At 37.7% G+C, this 20,065-nt stretch carries 17 protein-coding genes; 10 read left to right on the forward strand and 7 right to left on the reverse strand.

Going from position 1 to position 20,065, the window contains the following annotated elements:
• Nucleotides 1-92: 92 nt before the first annotated feature.
• Together ABD792_RS18010 and ABD792_RS18015 are read left to right on the forward strand one after the other, a co-directional pair.
• Nucleotides 93-1,148 carry an NAD(P)-dependent alcohol dehydrogenase gene (locus ABD792_RS18010; RefSeq protein ID WP_345007767.1) on the forward strand — a complete coding sequence of 352 codons (1,056 nt, stop codon included), beginning with the start codon at nt 93-95 and terminating at the stop codon, nt 1,146-1,148.
• A 5-nt stretch (nt 1,149-1,153) separates the two neighbouring features.
• Nucleotides 1,154-1,810 carry a sterol desaturase family protein gene (locus ABD792_RS18015; RefSeq protein ID WP_345007770.1) on the forward strand — a complete coding sequence of 219 codons (657 nt, stop codon included), beginning with the start codon at nt 1,154-1,156 and terminating at the stop codon, nt 1,808-1,810.
• A 144-nt stretch (nt 1,811-1,954) separates the two neighbouring features.
• Here the strand turns inward: ABD792_RS18015 and ABD792_RS18020 are convergent, their stop codons facing one another.
• From ABD792_RS18020 to ABD792_RS18040, 5 genes are all read right to left on the reverse strand, one after another.
• Entirely contained in the window at nt 1,955-2,140 is a 186-nt protein-coding gene (locus ABD792_RS18020) for a YgaP family membrane protein (protein ID WP_345007772.1), read from the reverse strand.
• 18 nt (nt 2,141-2,158) lie between these two features.
• Nucleotides 2,159-2,464, reverse strand: a complete 306-nt coding sequence (locus ABD792_RS18025) for a hypothetical protein (RefSeq protein WP_345007774.1) — start codon at nt 2,462-2,464, stop codon at nt 2,159-2,161.
• A 7-nt stretch (nt 2,465-2,471) separates the two neighbouring features.
• Complete coding sequence (locus tag ABD792_RS18030; protein ID WP_345007776.1) at nt 2,472-5,669, reverse strand: efflux RND transporter permease subunit; 3,198 nt, start codon at nt 5,667-5,669, stop codon at nt 2,472-2,474.
• A gap of 100 nt (nt 5,670-5,769) precedes the next feature.
• The gene (locus ABD792_RS18035; RefSeq protein WP_345007778.1) at nt 5,770-6,849 is read right to left on the reverse strand and encodes an efflux RND transporter periplasmic adaptor subunit; all 1,080 of its coding nucleotides are present in this window, start codon (nt 6,847-6,849) and stop codon (nt 5,770-5,772) included.
• Nucleotides 6,850-6,878: 29 nt separating this feature from the next.
• On the reverse strand, nt 6,879-8,192 hold the full coding sequence (locus ABD792_RS18040) for a TolC family protein (RefSeq protein WP_345007780.1): 1,314 nt from the start codon (nt 8,190-8,192) through the stop codon (nt 6,879-6,881).
• Between the two features lie 353 nt (nt 8,193-8,545).
• Here ABD792_RS18040 and ABD792_RS18045 point away from each other — a divergent pair, with 353 nt between their 5' ends.
• The 7 genes from ABD792_RS18045 to ABD792_RS18075 all read left to right on the forward strand — a co-directional run bounded on the left by ABD792_RS18045 (nt 8,546) and on the right by ABD792_RS18075 (nt 14,427).
• Nucleotides 8,546-8,953 carry a hypothetical protein gene (locus ABD792_RS18045; RefSeq protein WP_345007782.1) on the forward strand — a complete coding sequence of 136 codons (408 nt, stop codon included), beginning with the start codon at nt 8,546-8,548 and terminating at the stop codon, nt 8,951-8,953.
• 76 nt (nt 8,954-9,029) lie between these two features.
• The gene (locus ABD792_RS18050; RefSeq protein ID WP_345007784.1) at nt 9,030-10,454 is read left to right on the forward strand and encodes a phenylacetate--CoA ligase family protein; all 1,425 of its coding nucleotides are present in this window, start codon (nt 9,030-9,032) and stop codon (nt 10,452-10,454) included.
• A gap of 56 nt (nt 10,455-10,510) precedes the next feature.
• Entirely contained in the window at nt 10,511-11,233 is a 723-nt protein-coding gene (locus tag ABD792_RS18055; protein WP_345007786.1) for a phosphoribosylaminoimidazolesuccinocarboxamide synthase, read from the forward strand.
• Nucleotides 11,197-11,925: an SDR family NAD(P)-dependent oxidoreductase gene (locus tag ABD792_RS18060; protein ID WP_345007788.1), complete on the forward strand. Its 729-nt coding sequence runs from the start codon at nt 11,197-11,199 to the stop codon at nt 11,923-11,925. Before ABD792_RS18055 ends, ABD792_RS18060 begins: the two co-directional genes overlap by 37 nt.
• Nucleotides 11,918-12,778 (forward strand): HAD-IIB family hydrolase, encoded by an 861-nt coding sequence (locus ABD792_RS18065; RefSeq protein WP_345007789.1) that lies wholly within the window; start codon nt 11,918-11,920, stop codon nt 12,776-12,778. The genes ABD792_RS18060 and ABD792_RS18065 overlap by 8 nt, the downstream gene beginning before the upstream one ends.
• Nucleotides 12,779-12,791: 13 nt before the next feature.
• Nucleotides 12,792-13,787 carry a hypothetical protein gene (locus ABD792_RS18070; RefSeq protein WP_345007791.1) on the forward strand — a complete coding sequence of 332 codons (996 nt, stop codon included), beginning with the start codon at nt 12,792-12,794 and terminating at the stop codon, nt 13,785-13,787.
• A 187-nt stretch (nt 13,788-13,974) separates the two neighbouring features.
• Nucleotides 13,975-14,427 carry a hypothetical protein gene (locus ABD792_RS18075; RefSeq protein ID WP_345007793.1) on the forward strand — a complete coding sequence of 151 codons (453 nt, stop codon included), beginning with the start codon at nt 13,975-13,977 and terminating at the stop codon, nt 14,425-14,427.
• A 13-nt stretch (nt 14,428-14,440) separates the two neighbouring features.
• Here ABD792_RS18075 and tnpA read toward each other — a convergent pair whose 3' ends face one another.
• Nucleotides 14,441-14,890, reverse strand: coding sequence for an IS200/IS605 family transposase (gene tnpA / locus ABD792_RS18080; protein WP_345007795.1), 450 nt, complete (start codon nt 14,888-14,890; stop codon nt 14,441-14,443).
• 164 nt (nt 14,891-15,054) lie between these two features.
• Here tnpA and ABD792_RS18085 point away from each other — a divergent pair, with 164 nt between their 5' ends.
• A complete protein-coding gene (locus ABD792_RS18085) occupies nt 15,055-17,151 on the forward strand; it encodes a c-type cytochrome (RefSeq protein WP_345007797.1) in 2,097 nt (698 codons plus the stop codon).
• Nucleotides 17,152-17,165: 14 nt separating this feature from the next.
• Here the strand turns inward: ABD792_RS18085 and ABD792_RS18090 are convergent, their stop codons facing one another.
• Complete coding sequence (locus ABD792_RS18090) at nt 17,166-19,544, reverse strand: TonB-dependent receptor (RefSeq protein WP_345007799.1); 2,379 nt, start codon at nt 19,542-19,544, stop codon at nt 17,166-17,168.
• Between the last annotated feature and the right edge of the window lie 521 nt (nt 19,545-20,065).

A 20,065-nucleotide genomic window follows, 5' to 3' on the forward strand; every position in this document is an offset into this window, starting at 1 on the left:
AAAAACTCTCCGTTTTTCAAACTTTTCAGCTAAACCCCGCAGCAAGCTGACGAGGAATTCTTTAGATTAAAGCAAACTAAAACCTTAATAAAATGAATGCAAAACGTGTTAAAGCCTATGGTACCCAAACTGCCGAAGCCGATCTGGAACAGTTAATAATTGATAGAAGGGATATTACGCCAAAGGATGTAGAAATAACGATTGAATATTGCGGCGTATGCCATTCCGATCTGCATTTTGCGCGAAACGATTGGGGCTTTTCCGTATACCCAGTAGTGCCTGGCCATGAAATAGTCGGAAGAGTAACCAGAGTTGGGACCGATGTAACAAAACATAAGGTTGGTGATCTGGTTGCCGTAGGATGTTTGGTGGATTCATGCAGGAGTTGTAATAATTGCAAACAAGATCTTGAGCAATATTGTCCAGGATGGGTAGGCACCTATGGTGGCCATGACAAACATTTAGGTATGCAGACTTTTGGAGGGTATTCCGAAAGCATTGTGGTAGATGAACACTTTGTATTGAAAGTCCCCAACAATCTGGATCCAGTAGCCGTAGCACCCGTGCTTTGTGCGGGCATTACCACCTGGTCTCCCTTAAGGCACTGGAAGGTTGGAAAAGGAAGTAATATTGCGGTTATTGGACTTGGAGGTCTAGGGCATATGGCTGTAAAACTAGCACATGCCCTTGGAGCCGATGTTACTTTACTTTCAAGATCGCCTAATAAAATTCAAGATGCACTCGATCTGGGAGCTGACAGAGTAGTTATTTCCACCGATGAGGATCAAATGGCTGAAGTCCAGGGACGTTTTGATGTTATCATTGACACTGTTCCAAACGTTCACGATATTAATCCTTATGTTGGCACCTTGGCTACCAACGGTACTTTAGTAATTGTTGGGTATTTAGGCCCATTGGATCCCTTCTTAAATTCCATGCCTATGATAATGGGACGTAAAACAGTTGCTGGTTCTTTAATAGGCGGTATTGCAGAAACACAAGAGTTACTTGATTTTTGCGGTGAACATGGCATTACACCGGAAATAGAAATGATCCCAATTCAGGATATCAATAAGGCCTACGAGCGTATGCTTAAAAGTGATGTACATTATCGCTTTGTGATCGATATGGCTTCACTAAAACAATAAGCCATATGACCAGACCTAAACGCCCTAAGTACAAGGGGAGTGGGAGGGTATTTAAAAACCCCTTTTTGGAACGGCTTACAAAAACACACATTGCTGTTCCGTTGGTGCTGTTTACAATTATATCCTGTTGCTTAGTATATTACGGAATAATAGAAAAAGGATTTAGCACACCTGTAATGGTACTATTGTTTATAACAGGTGCCTTTGTATTCACTTTAATAGAGTATCTATTTCACAGGTATATCTATCACATCAAACCCCATACACATACTTTGGAAAGCATGAGTTATAAGATGCATGGTATCCATCACGATTATCCAAAAGACAAACAACGCTTGGCTATGCCACCTGTATTGGCTTTAATTGTGGCTACATTTTTCTTTATTCTTTACAGAGCTATTATGGGAGATTACGTGTTTGGGTTTTTAGCTGGTTTTTTAATGGGATATACCCTATATTTAACTGTGCATTACAGTGTGCATATTTTTAAGGTGCCCAATAATTTTTTAAAGACACTTTGGTACCACCACGCTATTCATCACTACAGACAACCTAACAAGGCCTTTGGGGTATCGTCTCCCTTTTGGGATCATGTATTTGGTACGATGCCCGAGCTTCGCAAACCTGATACCAAAACAGGTGAGTATATTGATAAGGAATAAGTAATTATATCCTTTGGTTCCAATTAATGATAGTATACCTTTATTGTTAGTAGTAATAAAAAGCGAAATCCTTCCATAAATCGAAAGGACTTCGCATCGTTTTGTTGTGCTTGTAATGGCAATTTGTTACTTGCCATATTGACTCTAGTTTTTGACTCCTAGTTTAATCAGTATTTTCTCCATTAAACACCATTGGGTGAAAGAAGATTGCAATAAATTGGCGCCGACAAACAAGGTGAACCAAAACCAATTGTCATTCACAAACATGCCTAGCAGGACGCTTATTAAAACAAAGGTTCCTGCAATGGCTCTGATAAATCTATTTAGCATCGTATTAAATTTTAAAGGTTAAATATATTTTTCAATAGGAACCACAACTGCCCTTATCGGGTTATTGGTTTCCAGATGACTATTGAATTCTGTTATGTAATTAAATAGGGTATCTATCTTATCGGCGTCGGTAAAAGAGAAAAACAGATTCGATTCATTACCTCCCTGCGTACTCGGGAACCAACTGTTGGCAATTAAAACCGAAGGAGTGTTTTTGTAACCATCGATATCTGATTCACTAAAAACTTCAATATTGGCTTTACGAAAGAGTTGTATCACATCTTTGTGAAACGTCTCAACTGCTGTGACCATGACTAATTTCATCTGTTATTTATTTATAGTTTTTACGTTCTATCATGTAATATACCAGAGGAACCACCAAAAGCGTTAGTACGGTACTGGCAATCGTTCCTCCCATCAAGGATATGGCAAGCCCCTGGAAAATAGGATCGAATAGTATAACAAACGCTCCAATAACCACAGTTCCTGCGGTTAGTAGTATAGGCGTTGTCCTTACCGCTCCAGCTTCAATTACAGCTTGTTTTAGTGGAGCACCTTCCGCAAGGCGTAGATTTACAAAATCAATGAGCAGTACGGAATTCCGTACCATGATACCCGCAAGGGCAATCATACCAATAAAAGAGGTTGCTGTAAAATAGGCTCCCATAATCCAATGCCCAAGAATAATACCAACCAGCGAAAGCGGAATAGCAACCATCATGACCACTGGTGCTTTAAAATTTTGAAACCATCCCACAATTAGAATATAAATAATGATAATAACACCCAGAAAAGCAATACCTAGATCTCTAAAAACTTCTAGGGTAATTTGCCATTCGCCATCCCATTTTACGGTAAAGTCATCTTCATGTTCCGGCTGATCGATGTACAATTCACTCATAGTATACCCTTTAGGAAGGGATAGGGCTTTTAATTTTTCTTCCATTCCCAAAATAGCATACACAGGGCTTTCCAAAGAACCAGCCATATCGGCCAGTACGTAGACTACCCGTTTTTGATTCTTTCGGTAAATATTCTTTGCCCTGGTGTTTTTTTGAATAGTCACCAAATCGGCCAAAGTAACCAAATTGCCTTGATCTGATCTTATTTTAAGTTGGGCTATATCTGTTAAGGTCGATTTTTCCTTTACATCCAGAGCCAGCACCAAATTCACCTGATCGAAAGCAGACTCATCGTAAAATGTACTAATGGCTTTATCTGCCAATGCCATGTGCATGGTATAAGTAATGTGTTGTGGAGCCACTCCATATAGCATAGCTTTTTCTTTATTGATAATAAATTCGTATTCCACCTGATTGTCCTCAACCATCCAATCGATATCTACAACATTAGCAGTATTTTTTAAGATATCTTGTACCTTATAGGCTACATCTATTTGCTCGTCGTAATCTGGCCCATATATTTCGGCTACAATTGTTGATAGTACAGGTGGCCCCGGTGGTACCTCAACCAGTTTAATATTGGCGCCATAAGGTTTGCCTATATCTTGAATGGCCTGACGCATGGATTTGGCTATGTCATGGCTTTGCGCACTCCTGTCGTGCTTATCGGTTAGGTTAACCTGAATGTCTGCCATATTACTGCCGCCTCTCAAATCGTAATGTCTTACCAATCCGTTAAAAGTGATAGGTGCCGATGTCCCCACATAGCTTTGGTAATTTACTACTTCTGGTCTGGTCGACAAATACTGAGCCACCTCTCTGGCTACTACACCTGTACGTTCTAAGGTAGTCCCTTCTGGCATATCTATCACTACCTGAAATTCATTCTTATTATCAAAAGGAAGCATTTTTACAGCTACCGATTTGGTAAAGAACAAACCTATAGATCCCATAAGCAGAAGAAAAGTAATTCCCAAAAACAACCAACGTCGAGTCTTATTTTCAATTAAAGGCATTTCTATTTTTGAATACAGCCTATAAGTCAGGTTGTCTCGAATGTCTTTTTGTTCCTCCTTTTTAGTACCCACTTTTTTATCTTTTTCTCTAAGGAAAATGTAGCCTAGATAAGGTGTTATGGTTAGTGCGACAAATAAAGAGAGGAGCATGGCTATGGAAGCACCTATGGGCATTGGACTCATATAAGGCCCCATTAAGCCCGAAACAAAAGCCATAGGCAATACGGAAGCTATAACTGTAAAAGTGGCTAATATGGTGGGGTTTCCAACCTCGTTAATAGCATAAAGTGCGGCTTGTTTGAAAGGCAGTCGTTTCATTTTAAAATGCCTGTGCATATTCTCGGCGATAATAATGGAATCGTCTACCACAATACCTGTAACGAATACCAATGCAAATAGGGTAATACGGTTAAGTGTATAGTCCAACATATAATAGCTTAAAAGCGTTAAAGCAAAGGTGATTGGAACTGATAGGAAGACAACCAAACCGCCACGCCACCCCATGGCAAGCATAACAACAAGGGTTACGGCTATAATAGCTCCGATAAGATGCATCAAGAGCTCGGAAACCTTTTGGGAAGCGGTTTCTCCGTAATTTCTTGTCACCTCTACATGTACATCGTCAGGTATTAAGTTCTTTTTTAAGTGTGCTACTTTGTCAATAATTATTTCTGATATTTTCATGGCATCAGCGCCCTTTCGCTTCGCCACCGATATAGTAACGGCCGGATATTCGGAAGGGTAGGACTGAGCCTTTTTAGTGGCCTGACCAAACCCTAGTGACACATAGTTGTTTGGTATTTCTGGTCCGTCAATAATTGATGCTACCTGCTTTAAGTAAACAGGCTGATTTTGATAAACACCAATTACCAGGTTTTCAATATCGGTAACCGATTCCAAAAAGCGCCCAGTAGTTACTAAATATTCAGTGTCATTCTTATTAAAGCTTCCTGAGCTTAATTGAGAATTATTAGCCGTTATCATTTTGGATACCGATAGGAAGTCTAAACCGCTGGATGCTAATTTATCCTTATCCAATACAACCCTGAGCTGACGGTTACGACCGCCAATTTTATGGGTCATGGATACATCGCCGGCCTTTTCAATTTCACCACTTAATTCTTTAGCGATCTGACTTAGTTGGTAATCGTCGTAATGTTCACTCCATAAGGTTAACGCCAGCATAGGTACGTCATCAATAGCACGGGTTTTTACCAGTGGGAAGGTGACGCCTTGAGGCATCTGATCCATGTGTTTGTTAATCTCGTTGTAAAGCTTCACAAAGGAGCGTTCAATATCTTCGCCAACATAAAACTGGACAATTACCATTCCTTGCTCTTTCATGGAAGTAGAGTATACATATTCCACCCCTTTGATGTTGGAAATAAGTTTTTCCAACGGCTTAATGACCCGAGATTCTACCTCGGAGGGACTGGCTCCCGGGTACCCTACAAAAATATCGGCTATGGGCACATCTATTTGTGGTTCTTCTTCCCGTGGTATTAAGAACGAACTGTACACCCCAATAACCATAAAAACGATCATGAGTAGTACTGTGAGTTTTGAATCTATAAAACTTCTAGCTATTTTTCCTGCTAAACCTTCTTTCATCTACTTGTGTTTTTAGTTTAATGTTTATTTATGTAATAAACCATTTTATTATTGCCGTCTTAGCGCGAGGTCTTTCTTATGGTTTACCAAAACATTAGAATTACTGAATACTTATGTTTGCACCGTTAAAAAGTTTTCCTTCTGCAGAAACAATAAAGGTTTCGTTCTCCGACAGTCCGGACAATACTTCCACCTGGTCTCCAAAGGTTTTTCCTAAACGCAACCATCGCAATACAGCAGTATTATTTTGACTCACGGTATATATGCCTGTCAACCCTCCATGATTTATAACAGCTTGTTGCGGAATTAATACTTGGGGATTAAGTCCTTTGCTTTTAACAGGAAAATTCACGGTAGCAAACATGCCCGACCTTACAAGGGTATCTGTTTTACCTAAAGCTACTTTAACCAAATATTGCCCTCCTGTATTTTTAGCAGATGCACTTACTTCCGTAACAGTACCGACTATTTCTTTATTAATGGATTTTATAACAACAGTTACCTGAGTATCGCTTTTTATTTGTGTAATTTCCGATTCGGGCACTGAGGCCATCACTTCAAAATTATCGGGTGCTTCAACAGAGATCAATGTTTGTCCTGGTTGCGCCATATTACCAACCTTTACCATTTTACTGGTAACAATGCCATTAAATGGTGATTTTATATTTGCATACTCAAATTGTGCCTTTATTTCTTGTTGTTGCTGATTGGCAGCTTCCAAACGAGCCTTGGTCATATGGTAGCGTGTGGAAACATCGTCCAACTCTTTTTGGGAAGCACTATTATTGGCAAACAGATTCTTGAATCTATTAAAATCTTTTTCAGCATTTAAAAATGCTGCTTCAGCCTCAGCAATACCGGCTTTAACCTGTGCGCGTTTGGCACGTAGGTCTGCCATATGGATAGAAATCAGTAATTGTCCTTTATGTACACGATCACCAACATCAACATATATGTTATCTACATATCCCATAATACGGGTACTCAAATCGGCACTGTTAACGGATTGTACCTTTCCGCTTACTGCCAAAAACGGATGGTTGTTGGTTTTATTGGTGTGGCCTACCTGTACACGAAGGGGGACAGTATTCGTCACATCATTCTTTGACGTATTATTGCCACAGGCAGAGAAAAGTAAAGCTACTGTGGTTAATGCTATTATGTATTTGTATCGTTTCATCTTATTTAATCTATTTTGTACTATGTTATCTATTCTTTGGTTAAAAATTGTAAGTAGGCTTGTATATAGTTGTGCTCAAAAACAGTTTGATAATAAGCTAGTTGCTTTTGTGCATATTGTGATTCGGATAGTAACAGGTCGGATGTTTTTTCCAATCCTTCTTTAAATCTATTTGTTCTTATTTTAAGTGCTTCTTCAGATTGTTGTAAAGTAAGCTCTGCCAAGTGTAACCTGTTTTGGGTATCCATGTACATACGCTTGGCCTTTTTGAATTCCAGCTGACTTTGAGATACGTAACGTTGGTATTCAAGTTTCGATTTTTGAAATTCTGCCATGCTCTTTTGCTCTTTTCCAAAACGTTTACCGCCATTAAAAATATCCCAACTTAATCGGGCTCCAAACAAATATCCATTGGCATCTCCTTGAAATAATTTATCGTCGTAAAGTTCATAACTACCAAAGGCATTCAACCGGGGCAAAAAAGCCATTCTATCTGCTTTATTCATTGCTTCATAGGCTTTTGTTACATAAGACATTGCTTTGATATCCGATCGGTTTTCAGAAACTGTTTTGGGAGCTTCAAATTGTACCGAATTGACTATTAGAGAATCTATTGGCAAATACGTTGCATACTTATTGTCGTTCATTAAAAAAGACAGGTAGTTGGATGCATTTTGAATCTGGCTATGTGCTGTTTGCAACTGCGTCTTTATTTCAGAAACGCGAACATCGGTATTCAGTACATCGGCATATTGCAGAAATCCTTGTTTGAAATGATCGTCTGCTATTTTTTTATTAGCAAAGGCTGTTTGTAATGCTTTTTCCAAAACCTCGGCTGTTTTATAAGCTAGTTGTAACTGCATATAGGCTTTGTTTGCTTCAAGCATTAAATGATCGGAAGTTCTTAGCTGCTGCAAAGCCAATGCATCCATTTTCGATTTGGCAGCTCTACGCTGAAAAATACCGTCTACATTGATTAAAGGTTGTTGAATTTCAAATTTGGTGGCATAATTCTCTATCTGTGACGGATTGTTTAGCATATTAGGATTAAAATCACTTTGTATTAAAATCTCTTGGTTTAGTTTTGAACCAAAGGCCATTAATGGATTGGTAGTCGCTATCCCCATATGCGATGCCGCTATATTGGGTAAAAACACAGCATTGGTTTGTCGGTAATCGGCTTTAGCCTTCATAAATTCCTGTTCTGCGATCTTAATATTGGTGTTGACCTCTGCCACTTTGCCTAAAACCTCAGATTTGGTTATTTGTACATATTCTTGTGCCTGTAACCTGAAAGTCGGTAACAGAACGAATAGAGTGAGATGTATGATTGAATATTTCATGTGTTTTACTATGATGTTATAATTTATGAGGCAAAATTAGCAACCGATATAGTAAACATTCGTAACCTTTGTTACGTAGAGAGTGTTAAAACTCTTGAGGAGTTATTGTTCTTGTTACTTTTAAGCTTTAAAACCAACACAATAGGAGTAGAGGTGTCATCCATTTGTGTACTTGCTTACACTCTAACATATTGTCTTATATTTCAACATAAAATAGTATTCGCTTACGTATATTAATGAAAAATATTACAATTATATTGTTTTTGAATTTATATTTTTTTAGTTTTGGCTCAACAAGGCCTTAAGGCTTTTCTCTCACAAAAATATTAGTAACCTAAAAAACTATTTTAATTATGGAAAAGTCTAAAAAATCCATTCACTTTGATTCACTTGCTCAAGAAGCAGGATCGGTGAGCAAATTCCTTGCCAACGAAAATTCTATAATGTCTGAAATAGCAGCAGCAGAACCAACTGTAATAAGCGAAATATTATCTGCTGAACCAGCGATGATAGAAAACATTTTATCAACCGAACCAGCAATGCTTTCAGAAATTGCTTCTTCTGAGCCCGTTATTTTGGGTGAAATGATGGTTGCTGAGCCTGCATTATTTGCAGAAGTAGCAGCGGCTGAGCCAGCAATAATTGGGGAAATAGCTGCAGCAGAACCAGCTGTTTTTTCAAAACTAGCTACTGCAGAACCTGTTGCTTTTGGTCAAGCCATATCAAGTATAATTTCGGAAATAGCTACCCCAAAAAAATAGCCACAATACCATATTCTTTTACGGCAATTTAGACATTCGAGTCTAGATTCAAAAAGCTTATAATAATTTCTCGTTTATGACGCCAGAGATTTTTTTGTCAAAAATTAAGGAGTTACCAGAAGTGTGGGAGCCAAATCATGTGGGATCGAACGTGCTTGCTCCTTTATTTTCATACGTACTCACAGAGCCTGTTATATACCATCAAGGCCGAGAATTATTAACCAATAAATTACTGAGCCTTACTCTAAGTATGGCTCGAAAGCATGCCCCTTATTATTCTAAATTAATACCAGACAAACATGATTGGCGGGCTGAGCACTTAAACATATTGCCTATGATAGACAAGTGCGAACTCTATGCAAACCAATCCAAAATACTATCTGAAATTACAACCTTTGGATTTGTAACGTTTACCACGGGAACTACGAAGCAACCACCATTATTGATTGAGCGTTCACAAGAAGAACAATTATACCTTCAAAACTTTTTTTCTATACTGCAATCGGGTGTACTTAAGTCTAACAAAGCTAAGCCTTTGGGTATTGTTGAAGGTTCCATGAATCACGGTGCTGTTTTACGACTACCAGGTATAGGCTACAACTTTATGATTGAGTTGACCAAAGATTATGGAATCATAAGGACAGCTTGGTTATTACAGAACAAATTTAATTTCAAGGGTATTGAAAATAAGGTCAGTCAGATGAACACCACTGTTATGGGACTGAGTTATTTACATCAATACCTAACAGAAAACAACATTGAAATTCCTCCAGGTCAACTTAAATCCATTACAGTTTTTGGATGGCCAGTTCCTAAAAGTAGACGCGAAATCTTTGAAGCCTATTTTAAGGTGCCTATTCATGATAACTATTCGATGTCTGAAATGTTTGGAGGTGCTAAATATTGTAAGGAATGTGATGGTTACCATTTCGATCCGTTTGTTGTTCCCGAGCTTATTGATTTAGAAACCAACACCTCCATTAAAACGGGTACAGGGGAACTTGTTTTAACGCCACTTTTTCCTTTTACACAACGTTTTGTCTTAATACGTTATCGCACAGGAGACCTCATTGATGTCGACACAGTAATGTGTAATAAAGGTACATTGGTTTATCGTTTTAGAGGTCGTTTAAAACGCTGTATAAAAGTGGCTCCCTATATCTACTTTGGTGAAGCAGAAGTAGCAAAATCTATAGATGCTATTGCAGAATTAAACAGAGCGCCTTCTGGGTTTCACATTTTTAAGGACAACGATAAGAATAATTGGCCTCTATTTAAAATGATTAAGTCTGGGAATGCAATTGAAATTCAGGTCGAACTCAAATCCCCTCCATTAGAAGCACCTACTATTGCATTGACTGTAGAAAAGAAAATCTACAATAATATTCTCAAAGAGTTACCTAAATCTACCAGAAATTGGATAAAATCGAATCCTGAAAAGTTCAAAATAACTTTAAAACCGCCTTTTAGTGTTAAGGAAAGAGATTATTGGAATTTGTAACTAAAACTCTAAGTATAATAATTAAGGAATTCAGATTCTGAATTAAAACATTTAACATGGAAACACAAACAACAATTAGTGACATTCTAAAACAAAGTCCTGTTGTAAAAGGACGAAGCAAACATTTGTACGATTACGATGCTAATCATTATGTAGCAAAATTAATCCCTTCATTATCTAGTTTTACCTATAACCGGCATGAAATGGTAGATAAAACACAAAACTTACGTTTGGACTTTTACGAAATGGCTGTTGCTTTATTAAATAAGCATAATATACCAACTGCTTATGTTAAACGCTTGGATAAAGACGTTTATTTAACACAAAAATGTTCGAGTCCCCCTTTTGAAGTGATCGTAAAAAATTATGCCGTTGGTTCTACACAGCGAAAATATCCAGGCCTCTTTCAAGACAATTATAAATTTTCTAACCCTATAGTTAAATTCGATTATAGGATAGATCCTGAAGATTTACCAATAAGTGCAGATTATCTAAGAGAATATGGAGAAAACCCCGAATTACTTAAGAGCCTAGCCTTAAAGACCAATAATATCTTGAGCGAATGGCTTTATCCGAGAGTTTTAGTAGATTTTTGTCTTATTTTCGGAACTAATAAAGAGGGGGAAGTATGTATCACATCAGAGATTTCACCAGACTGTATGCGGCTAAAATCTGAAACGGGGGCCTCCCTCGATAAGGATTTGTTTCGTAGCGGCAAAGACCATCACGAAATTGTTGAAGTATGGACAGATTTAATAACAGATTTAAAATCGAAGTGATGCGTAATAAAACCTTATTAATTACAGGTTCAAACAGAGGTACGGGTTATGGTATAGCTAAATATTTTTACGATAAAGGGTACACCATTATATCGCTCAATAAAACACTAAAAAAGGAAGCCTGGTTAGGAGAAATTGAGTGCGACCTTCGTTATCCCGATCGGATTATCGATATATGTGAAGTACTTGTTGAGAACAAGATATCCATTGATGTATGTGTTTTAAATGCAGCCATTAGAAAACTATCATTCATGGAAGAAATGGCATATGAAGATTGGAGAAACTCTGTAGCTGTTAATTATACAGCTATTTTTTATCTATTAAAATCCTTATTACCTATATTTAAGGAATCTAAAACCTATATAACGGTTATGGGAAGCCACGCTGCAAGCCATTACTTTGAAGGAGGTATGGCTTACTGTAGCACAAAAGCAGCATTAAAAGCAATGGTTGAAGTATTTATACAAGAAACACGATCCTATGGTATACGAACTACCTTGATAAATGCTGGGGCTATTAACAACAGACCCAAGGGACATGCCAACAAAAAAATACAACCAGAAAGTATTGCCCAGTGCATTTACTCAATTATCAATTCCAATACAGATATGCTTCTAGGAGAATTGGAAATACGTCCTTCTCAACCATTACAATCTAAAGATGTAGGAATAATGAAGTTGCAATATGTTTAAAGAGTCTAATTTATCAAATACTATCTTTTATTCAGATCTGGACGGCACCTTATTAAACAATAATGCCAAATTATCATTAGCATGCTCTCAAGGTCTTAAAAATTTGATTGATAAAGGATTGCTATTTGGTGTTGCTAGTGCACGAAACCTAACTACTATTGCCCGAATGTTGCACGGAATACCTTTAAGCCTACCCGTTATTAACCTTAACGGCGCATATATTTCTGACATTAATAAAATGCAGCATATTCAAATTAACGGAATTGAGCAATCTATTAAAGAAGGGCTTCTTGAATATATAAAAAAGAATAACCGTGGGGTGTTTATCTCCAACCATAAAGATAATAAGGACGGTATCGTTTATTATGGCTTAGAAAATGGAGGCGAACAGTGGTACTTAAAAGACAGAAAGCATTGCAAGGGTCAACTGTTAATTTCAGATAAGTCATTATCTACAGCGGCTTCCAGTGAAATCACCTGTTTTACATTTATAGACAAAAAAGAAAGACTTGAACGCCTAAAAACCTTTATTCTTGAAAATTATTCCCATGGTGTGGAAGTTCATTTATTTGAAAATCAATATTCCAAAGGATGGTTTTGGCTAACAGTACACAGCCACATGGCCAACAAGTCAAAGGCTATTAAGTTTATTATGGAACAATACGACTATACAGATAAACTTTTGACAGTTTTTGGGGATAGCGTGAATGACTTGGAAATGTTTAACATGGCCGATACGGCCATTGCTGTTAACAATGCCATTCCAAGCATTAAAGAAAAATCTACCCTTGTTATTGGTAACAATGATTCTGGCAGCGTTGTTAATTATCTTAGTTCTTTAAAACACCTCTGAATGCTTAAAAACTATGAATACTCGAGATATAACAGGCTTATGCCGGTCTCCAACTCTTAAAGACATCTATGGTTACGAGGAGTGTATTGAAACGCATAGTGCTTGGATACTGCTATGCGATGCCTATGTTTTCAAAATAAAAAAGCCTGTTAAGTTTAAGTTTCTGGACTACTCAGAATTATCAAAACGAAAATTTTACTGTGAGGAAGAGCTTAGGCTAAACAGTAGGTTTGCTCCCGAAGTGTACTTAAAAGTATTGCCTGTCACTTATCACGACAACGTATACAATTTAGGAGGTGAAAGCAAGCATATTATAGACTATGCTGTTAAGATGAAACGCCTTAATAGTAATTATTTCCTATCCAATATTTATAAACGAGGTTTATCCATTAAAAAAGATGAACTCCAACAGCTGGCCATGCAAATTAGTTCCATTCATAAGGCTTCGGATATTTGTTCACTATTCAACTACAATAAACTAAAATACCGATTAAGACAAGTCTTGGAATTAAAGGACAGTATTTTCAAGGTGTTTGGTACTCCGGGCACAAACATGATCGAAACGATAATCGCTACTTCCAATCGCTTTTTGGATATTCATAAAGATCTATTTTCAGAAAGATTGGCTAGGCATTTTATTAGAAATGTCCATGGTGATTTACACGCTGGAAATGTATTTATTATGAATAAACACATTTCTATTATTGATTGTATTGAGTTTGATCCAACATACAGAAATATCGACCTATTGGATGATATAGCAGCGCTATTGGTTGATCTTGATTTTTACGGCAGAGCCGATGATGCTAAAATGTTTCTTACTTCGTACAACAAACAACTCAATGCTCCCCACTTTTTTAACCAGACCCTATTAAACTACTACAAAATGCAACGGGCTGTTACCAAACTTAGTGTTTATTTACTGGATAAAACCAACAATAAGGAAACCGAATACGGTTATGGCTACTATACATTAATAAAAAAGTACCATACGCTCCTAGATACATAGCAAAAGTTTTTTTGCCCATTACATGTTTACACATAAACACATTAATTATGGGCAGGACACCATAAAAGTAAAATTTAGCTTATATTGGTAACATTAAGTAATTTACAAATAAGTTAAATCGTTTTATACTATGATTCGAAATTCGATAAGGGTTTTGTATCGAGTAAACTATTTCACGTTAATATCTATGAGAAAAGCATTTCTGTTATTGCTTGGTATAATTGCTATATTGAGCTCTACTTCTTGTGAAGACCCCGATAACGAAACACCTATTATTGAGCGCATTACAATAGATAACATCACACTTCCAAAAGGTTTTACGGTTACAAAACTATACCAGCCAATGGCGAATGCTCAAGGTTCATGGGTTAGTATTACAAAAGACGACCAAGGCCATTTTTATACATCAGATCAATATGGGAGTATTTATAAATCTACCCTTGTAAGCAATTCGGAAAGCCCCGACAGTTTACATGTTGAAAAGTTAAATATAAATATTGGACGTGCCCAGGGGTTACTTTGGCATAAAAAAGTGTTGTATGCCTTGGTTAATTCTAATGACAAATCCATAGAGAGTGGATTGTACAAGGTTTACGATTCCACAGGTGGCAGGGAAATGAATGACCCCGCAGCAAGCTGACGAGGTATCTCAATTATTCAAATAGTCTCAATTGACTTGAATGAATCTGTTTATATTCTTTTTGTTTTCCTTGATTCTTTAAATAGTTCTTTATCACTTCTTCGTTAGCATATTGACCGACCGTATTTACATAATACCCGTTTGACCAAAACTGACCTCCCCATAATTGCTCTTTTACTTCTGGATGAAGACGAAAGACTTCCCTTGCCAATATACTCTTGACCGTTTGCACTATCTTTTTTGGAGAATACATCGGAACACTCTGAACTAAAAAATGAACATGGTTTTCATCTAAACCTATCTCTATAAAATAGATATCATATCTGTTTTCTATCTCTGAACACACTAAAACTATGCTAGAGTTAACACGATCAGACAAAATTGAACGCCTATATTTTATTGGACAAACTATATGATACAACAGCTGACTTTTATTATGTCGCTTGTGAATATGTTCACTCATAAATCCAATATACACTTTTTTAAAGTGTTTTGAAAAACTCTCCGTTTTTCAAACTTTTCAGCTAAACCCCGCAGCAAGCTGACGAGGAATTCTTTAGATTAAATACCGTAAGGCAATTAAAAGCAATTCACGGTGAGGGTGAGCATGGCCCTCATAATATTGTTTTGTCACCAGATGAAACATCCTTGTTCCTAGTTTTTGGCAATCATACAGACATCCCTGTGGATGTTAGGGGAGCTGTACCAGATGTTTGGGGCGAAGACAACTTACTGCCTGTTATTAAAGATCCCAGCGGACATGCTAACGATAGAAAGGCCCCAGGTGGTTGGGTAGTAAAAACAGATCTGGAAGGTAAACACTGGACACTTTTTAATGTGGGCACGAGAAACACTTATGATCTGGCTTTTAATAGAGATGGTGAATTGTTTGGTTTTGATTCTGACATGGAATACGATATGGGAATGCCCTGGTACAGGCCTATCCGCTTAAATCATATGACTATGGGTGCTGATTACGGTTGGCGTACTGGTACAGGAAAATTCAAGGATTTTTATCCAGATAACTTGCCTGGCATTGCCAATCTTGGACAAGGTTCGCCAACTGGTGTAATAGGGGGTAAGGGACTTAGATTTCCTGCATACTACCAAAAAGGCCTCTTTTTATTTGATTGGAGTTATGGAACCATATACCATGCCAAGCTAAGCCCACAGGGAAGCTCATACCATGCCGAAATTACAGAATTCTTATCTGGGGTACCATTACCTCTTACTAATGGTGTAGTAGGAAATGATGGTGCGTTGTATTTTTTAACGGGTGGCAGGCGTCTTGAATCTGGACTCTATAGGGTAGACTACAAAGGGGAACTGGATTCGAAAGTATTAGATCTTAAGGAGCGTTCTAAAGGGAAGAAACAAAGGCGTTTACGACAAAAGCTGGAAACATTACATTTAAAGCCTTCTAAGGAAAAGTTGTCTTTTATATTAAAACACTTAGACCACGAAGACCGATTTATACGCTTTGCGGCTCGTATCGCTTTAGAACACTTAAACTACGAACTGTGGAAAGACGCAATGCAGCCAGGTCTTTCTGTAACTAAAACCATAGCGTTATCATTGGCAATTGCCAAATACGGTAACGACAACGACCGATTAAAGGCTTTAGATATTCTATTGGAAATGGATTGGAACACCCTGAATCCTACAGAAAAAGCAGACTTTTTAAGAGGTATTGATTTGCTGTTAATACGAATGCAGGAACCTATATCCAGTCGCTATACCGAAAGAATAAAAAGAATATTACTCCCCAGTTATTTAGCCGAAAGCAATGCGGTTAATGAAGAGGCATGTAAGGTTTTAAGTTACATTCAAGCCAGCAAGATTATAGCACCAACATTGGGTGCTATGGCAACGGATACGGGTACAGAAAGTATGAAAACCCAGTATTTATCGAAAGCCATTACGCAACGCAGCGAACAGTATGGGCAGGACGTAGAGAACATGCTACGTAACATGCCCAATGCTCAGCACATTAGTTACGCTAAGAGCTTGAGTTATCTAAACGAGGGATGGACACCCGATTTACGGGAACGTTATTTTACTTGGTATGGCAAGGCGCTTCGAAAGGCAGGTGGTAAAATGTATACCAAGTTTATAAAAGCAATTCAAAAGCAAGCTCTTTTGCATGTTCCTGAAGATAGCAAAGCGCACTTTTTGGCCTTGTCTGATATTAAGGAACCTGAAGTTATAAAGGAAGTCGGTACTGTTAAGCAACCTGTTGGCCCCGGTGTTAACTGGACGGTGGAACTGCTCATGTCTGCCTACGAAGCAAACAAAGCCAATGCAGATATAGCTTATGGTGAACAAATGTTTAAAGCTGCTTTATGCGTGTCTTGCCATAGCATTAAAGGAGAGGGAGGAAGCTCTGGTCCAGAGTTAACCAAAATTGGTTCCAGATTTACTGTAGGAGACATAGGAGAGGCTATCGTGAATCCTTCGGGAACAATTGGCGACCGCTATCGCTATTCTAACTACTACATGAAGGATGGTTCTGTTGTAACGGGGATCGTCATCAATAAAGATGAAACGACGTTAGAATTGAGTACTAATGCCTTTGCTTTAGATAGTACTATTAAAATTAAGAACGACAGTATATTAAGGGTGGAGCCATCTCCTGTATCACCTATGCCACCCCGGCTAGTCAATAGTATGAACGCCAAGGAGCTAACTAATTTAATAGCTTATATGCTAGCAGCAGGGAAATAAACAGGTAATAAATACTAACGCCTTTGGCCAGAGAACTCCATAGCTTCGCCTTTGCCAAAGCCATAGCTAATGCCAAAGGTTAGAAAACGTCCTCGTTTTCTACTGTTAAAGGCGTAAAAGTTAGATTGGGAGGAAGTATATTTATCCACGCGTGATGCAAAAACATCACGTATACTCAAATTTAAAATGGTTTTCCCTTTTAATATTTTCTTACGAATACCCATATCGGCATATAAACGATTGGATTCTTCTCCTTGAACGGTTGTAAATTTTGATTCATAATTACCTGAGAGTTCTAAATCGAATTCTGAAGGAAGCTTGAATTTGGAGGTCATATTGGATGACCACCTATTGCCTTTAAAATCGAATGTTTGTGTGTTAAATATACCTTCTCTTTTAAAGAAATTGATGTTAAAGTCATTTGATAAAGTAAACCATTTAACGGGAGTGTATTTACCATTAAATTCAAACCCTGTTGTGTTGCTTGTTCCTATATTTTCGGGTTGTGAGGTAGTAATATTGTTTTGAAAAGTGATAATATTTTCAATGACATCTGTGGTATATCGGTGGTACAGACTAAAATTAAGGGACAGGTTTTCCAATTTATGGATGGTGGTCAGTTCGTAAGAGTCTGTATATTCTGGCATCAAATCGGGGTTGCCTCTATAAATATTAAAGTTATTTCTAATGTTATTAAACGGATTTAATTGTCGCAACCTCGGCCTGTTTATGCGTTTGGAAAAGCCTGCTTGTAACGAATGGTTTTCGGAAAGTTTGTACGACGTATGCACACTGGGAAAAAAGTTTGTATAGTTATTGCTGTTTGCTTCATTAGTTGTTCGCAATAGTGTAGCGACATCGGTATGTTCGAGTCTTAACCCTAGTTTAAGACCCCAAATGTCCCCTTCGTATGCCAAGGTTCCGTAGAAAGCCAATACACTTTGGTCAAAATCAAACTGATTGGTTAGATTGGGGTTAGTTAGCCAATCGTTATCTATAAAATCACGTACTACATAATCGTTGGATACATTGTTAATAGCGTATTGTCCACCTGTTTCCAGGGTATATTTCTCTAAAAAGGGGTGGGTGTAGTCCAATTTAAAGGTATAGTCTTCTAACTTATAATCGGTACGTGTATCTTGTTGGGTTTCAGGAACTGTACCGGTAATAGGGGTATTGTTAAATACAGACGATTGGTCTTTTGCAAAGGAGCTACCTAAGGCACTGAACAACAGGTCTTGGTCTTCGTGACGTTTAAAGTCTTTTTTGTATTGCAACTCATAGCGTAATTTAGGGTTGGTGGCTTCGGTTGTTTCTGCCCTAAGCCAACTATTTGCCAGCGTGTTGTCTCCATACATTTTATTATAGGTAGCATCAAAAAACTGGTCTTCAACTTCGTATGCATAGGATCCAGAAAGCGTCACAACATTGTAATCGTTAATGTGGTAATCGGTTCCAAGTAGGATATTGGCAAACTTTTCGTTAAAATCACCAGATCCTGAACTTGTAATTGTGGTATCGTTGCTAATGTCCCTGTTTATGGATTTGGTTTTATTGGGAAAGGTACGTTTCCCAATTCCCATTTGTGTGAACAGGTTAAACTTCTCGGTACGTTTGTTAAGGCTTAAGCCCACACTATTACTGGTTGGCGTTCCTACGTTTAGGGTTGCCGAGCCGTTTAAGCCACGTTTTTCGGACTTTTTTATGACAATGTTTATAATACCTGCTGTTCCTTCTGCATCGTACTTGGCAGAGGGATTGGTAATAACCTCAATTTTTTCAATCATATCGGCAGTAATTGTCCCCAAGGCATTACCTTCGGCAGAAGCCAAAACAGAGGGTTTGCCATTAATTAGTATTTGTACGCCTTGGCTACCGCGCAAACTAATTACGCCTTCGATACTTACATTTACGGAGGGTACATTGTTTAATACTTCGAGTGCACTGGCACCCGTAGAACTTATGTCTGCTCCTACATGAAATACGCGCTTGTCTAACTTAAATTCTGTTTGCGACTTTTCGGCGCGTACTACAACTTCACCCAAAGCTTCTAAGTTTTCTGTTAATGCCAAAACACTTAAATCGATTGTTTTCTTAACAATATTAAATGTTTTAATTTTCAATGCATTATATCCCATAAAACTAATTTCTATGTAGAAATTGGAAGCAATGGTAGTAAAATTAAAATCTCCTTCGTTATTGGAAACTGCCCCAGTAACTGGGTTGTTGGTTGTGCTATCCACTATTGAAATGGTAGCGTACTCTATGGGTTGTTGACTTTGGGCATCTATAACACGTCCTATAATTTTTAACGTTTGGTCTTGGGCAAAGCCCACAGTGCTTATTAATATGGAAAAGCAACATATTGAAAACAGGAAGTTGTTAATACGCATGAATCTTGGTAATATATCGGTTTGTCCTTTTGTAAAAAATGCTTAAATTTTTATTAATGTTCGTTTCACAAAGATAGTTGCACAAGCGTACATAGAGTGGTAAGCTAAATGTTAAAATTTACTTAAAATGCAGCTGTGTTTTAAGTAAGATGTGGCTTTTCCATTGGAACATTATGTTATTTGGCAAGGTAAGCAGATTTTGTTTTGGTAGGTGCTGTGGTACCCTTACCATACCTTTTATATGAAGTAAAGGTGAAGGAGATATGAAGGAAAGGTGAAGGAGTAGCTTTTGAATGGTAAAGGGTGTGTTGGGTTGTTTGTTTTAATGGTAGAGATCCTACGTTTAGCTGTGTTGCGCTGTGGATGACAAAGAGGCTTCTTTACTTTTTTGCATCGCCCAAAAAAGTAAGCAAAAAAGTCTAGGCTTACACCACAAGCCTGTAAAATGCCAGGGCAATTTCATTTAAAAAATTAGGGAATTGATTTAGATAATAATTATCTTTCCCAAGTCTAAGTTTTCT

Origin of the sequence: Snuella lapsa, from assembly GCF_039539345.1 — a bacterium.
Lineage (GTDB): Bacteria > Bacteroidota > Bacteroidia > Flavobacteriales > Flavobacteriaceae > Snuella > Snuella lapsa.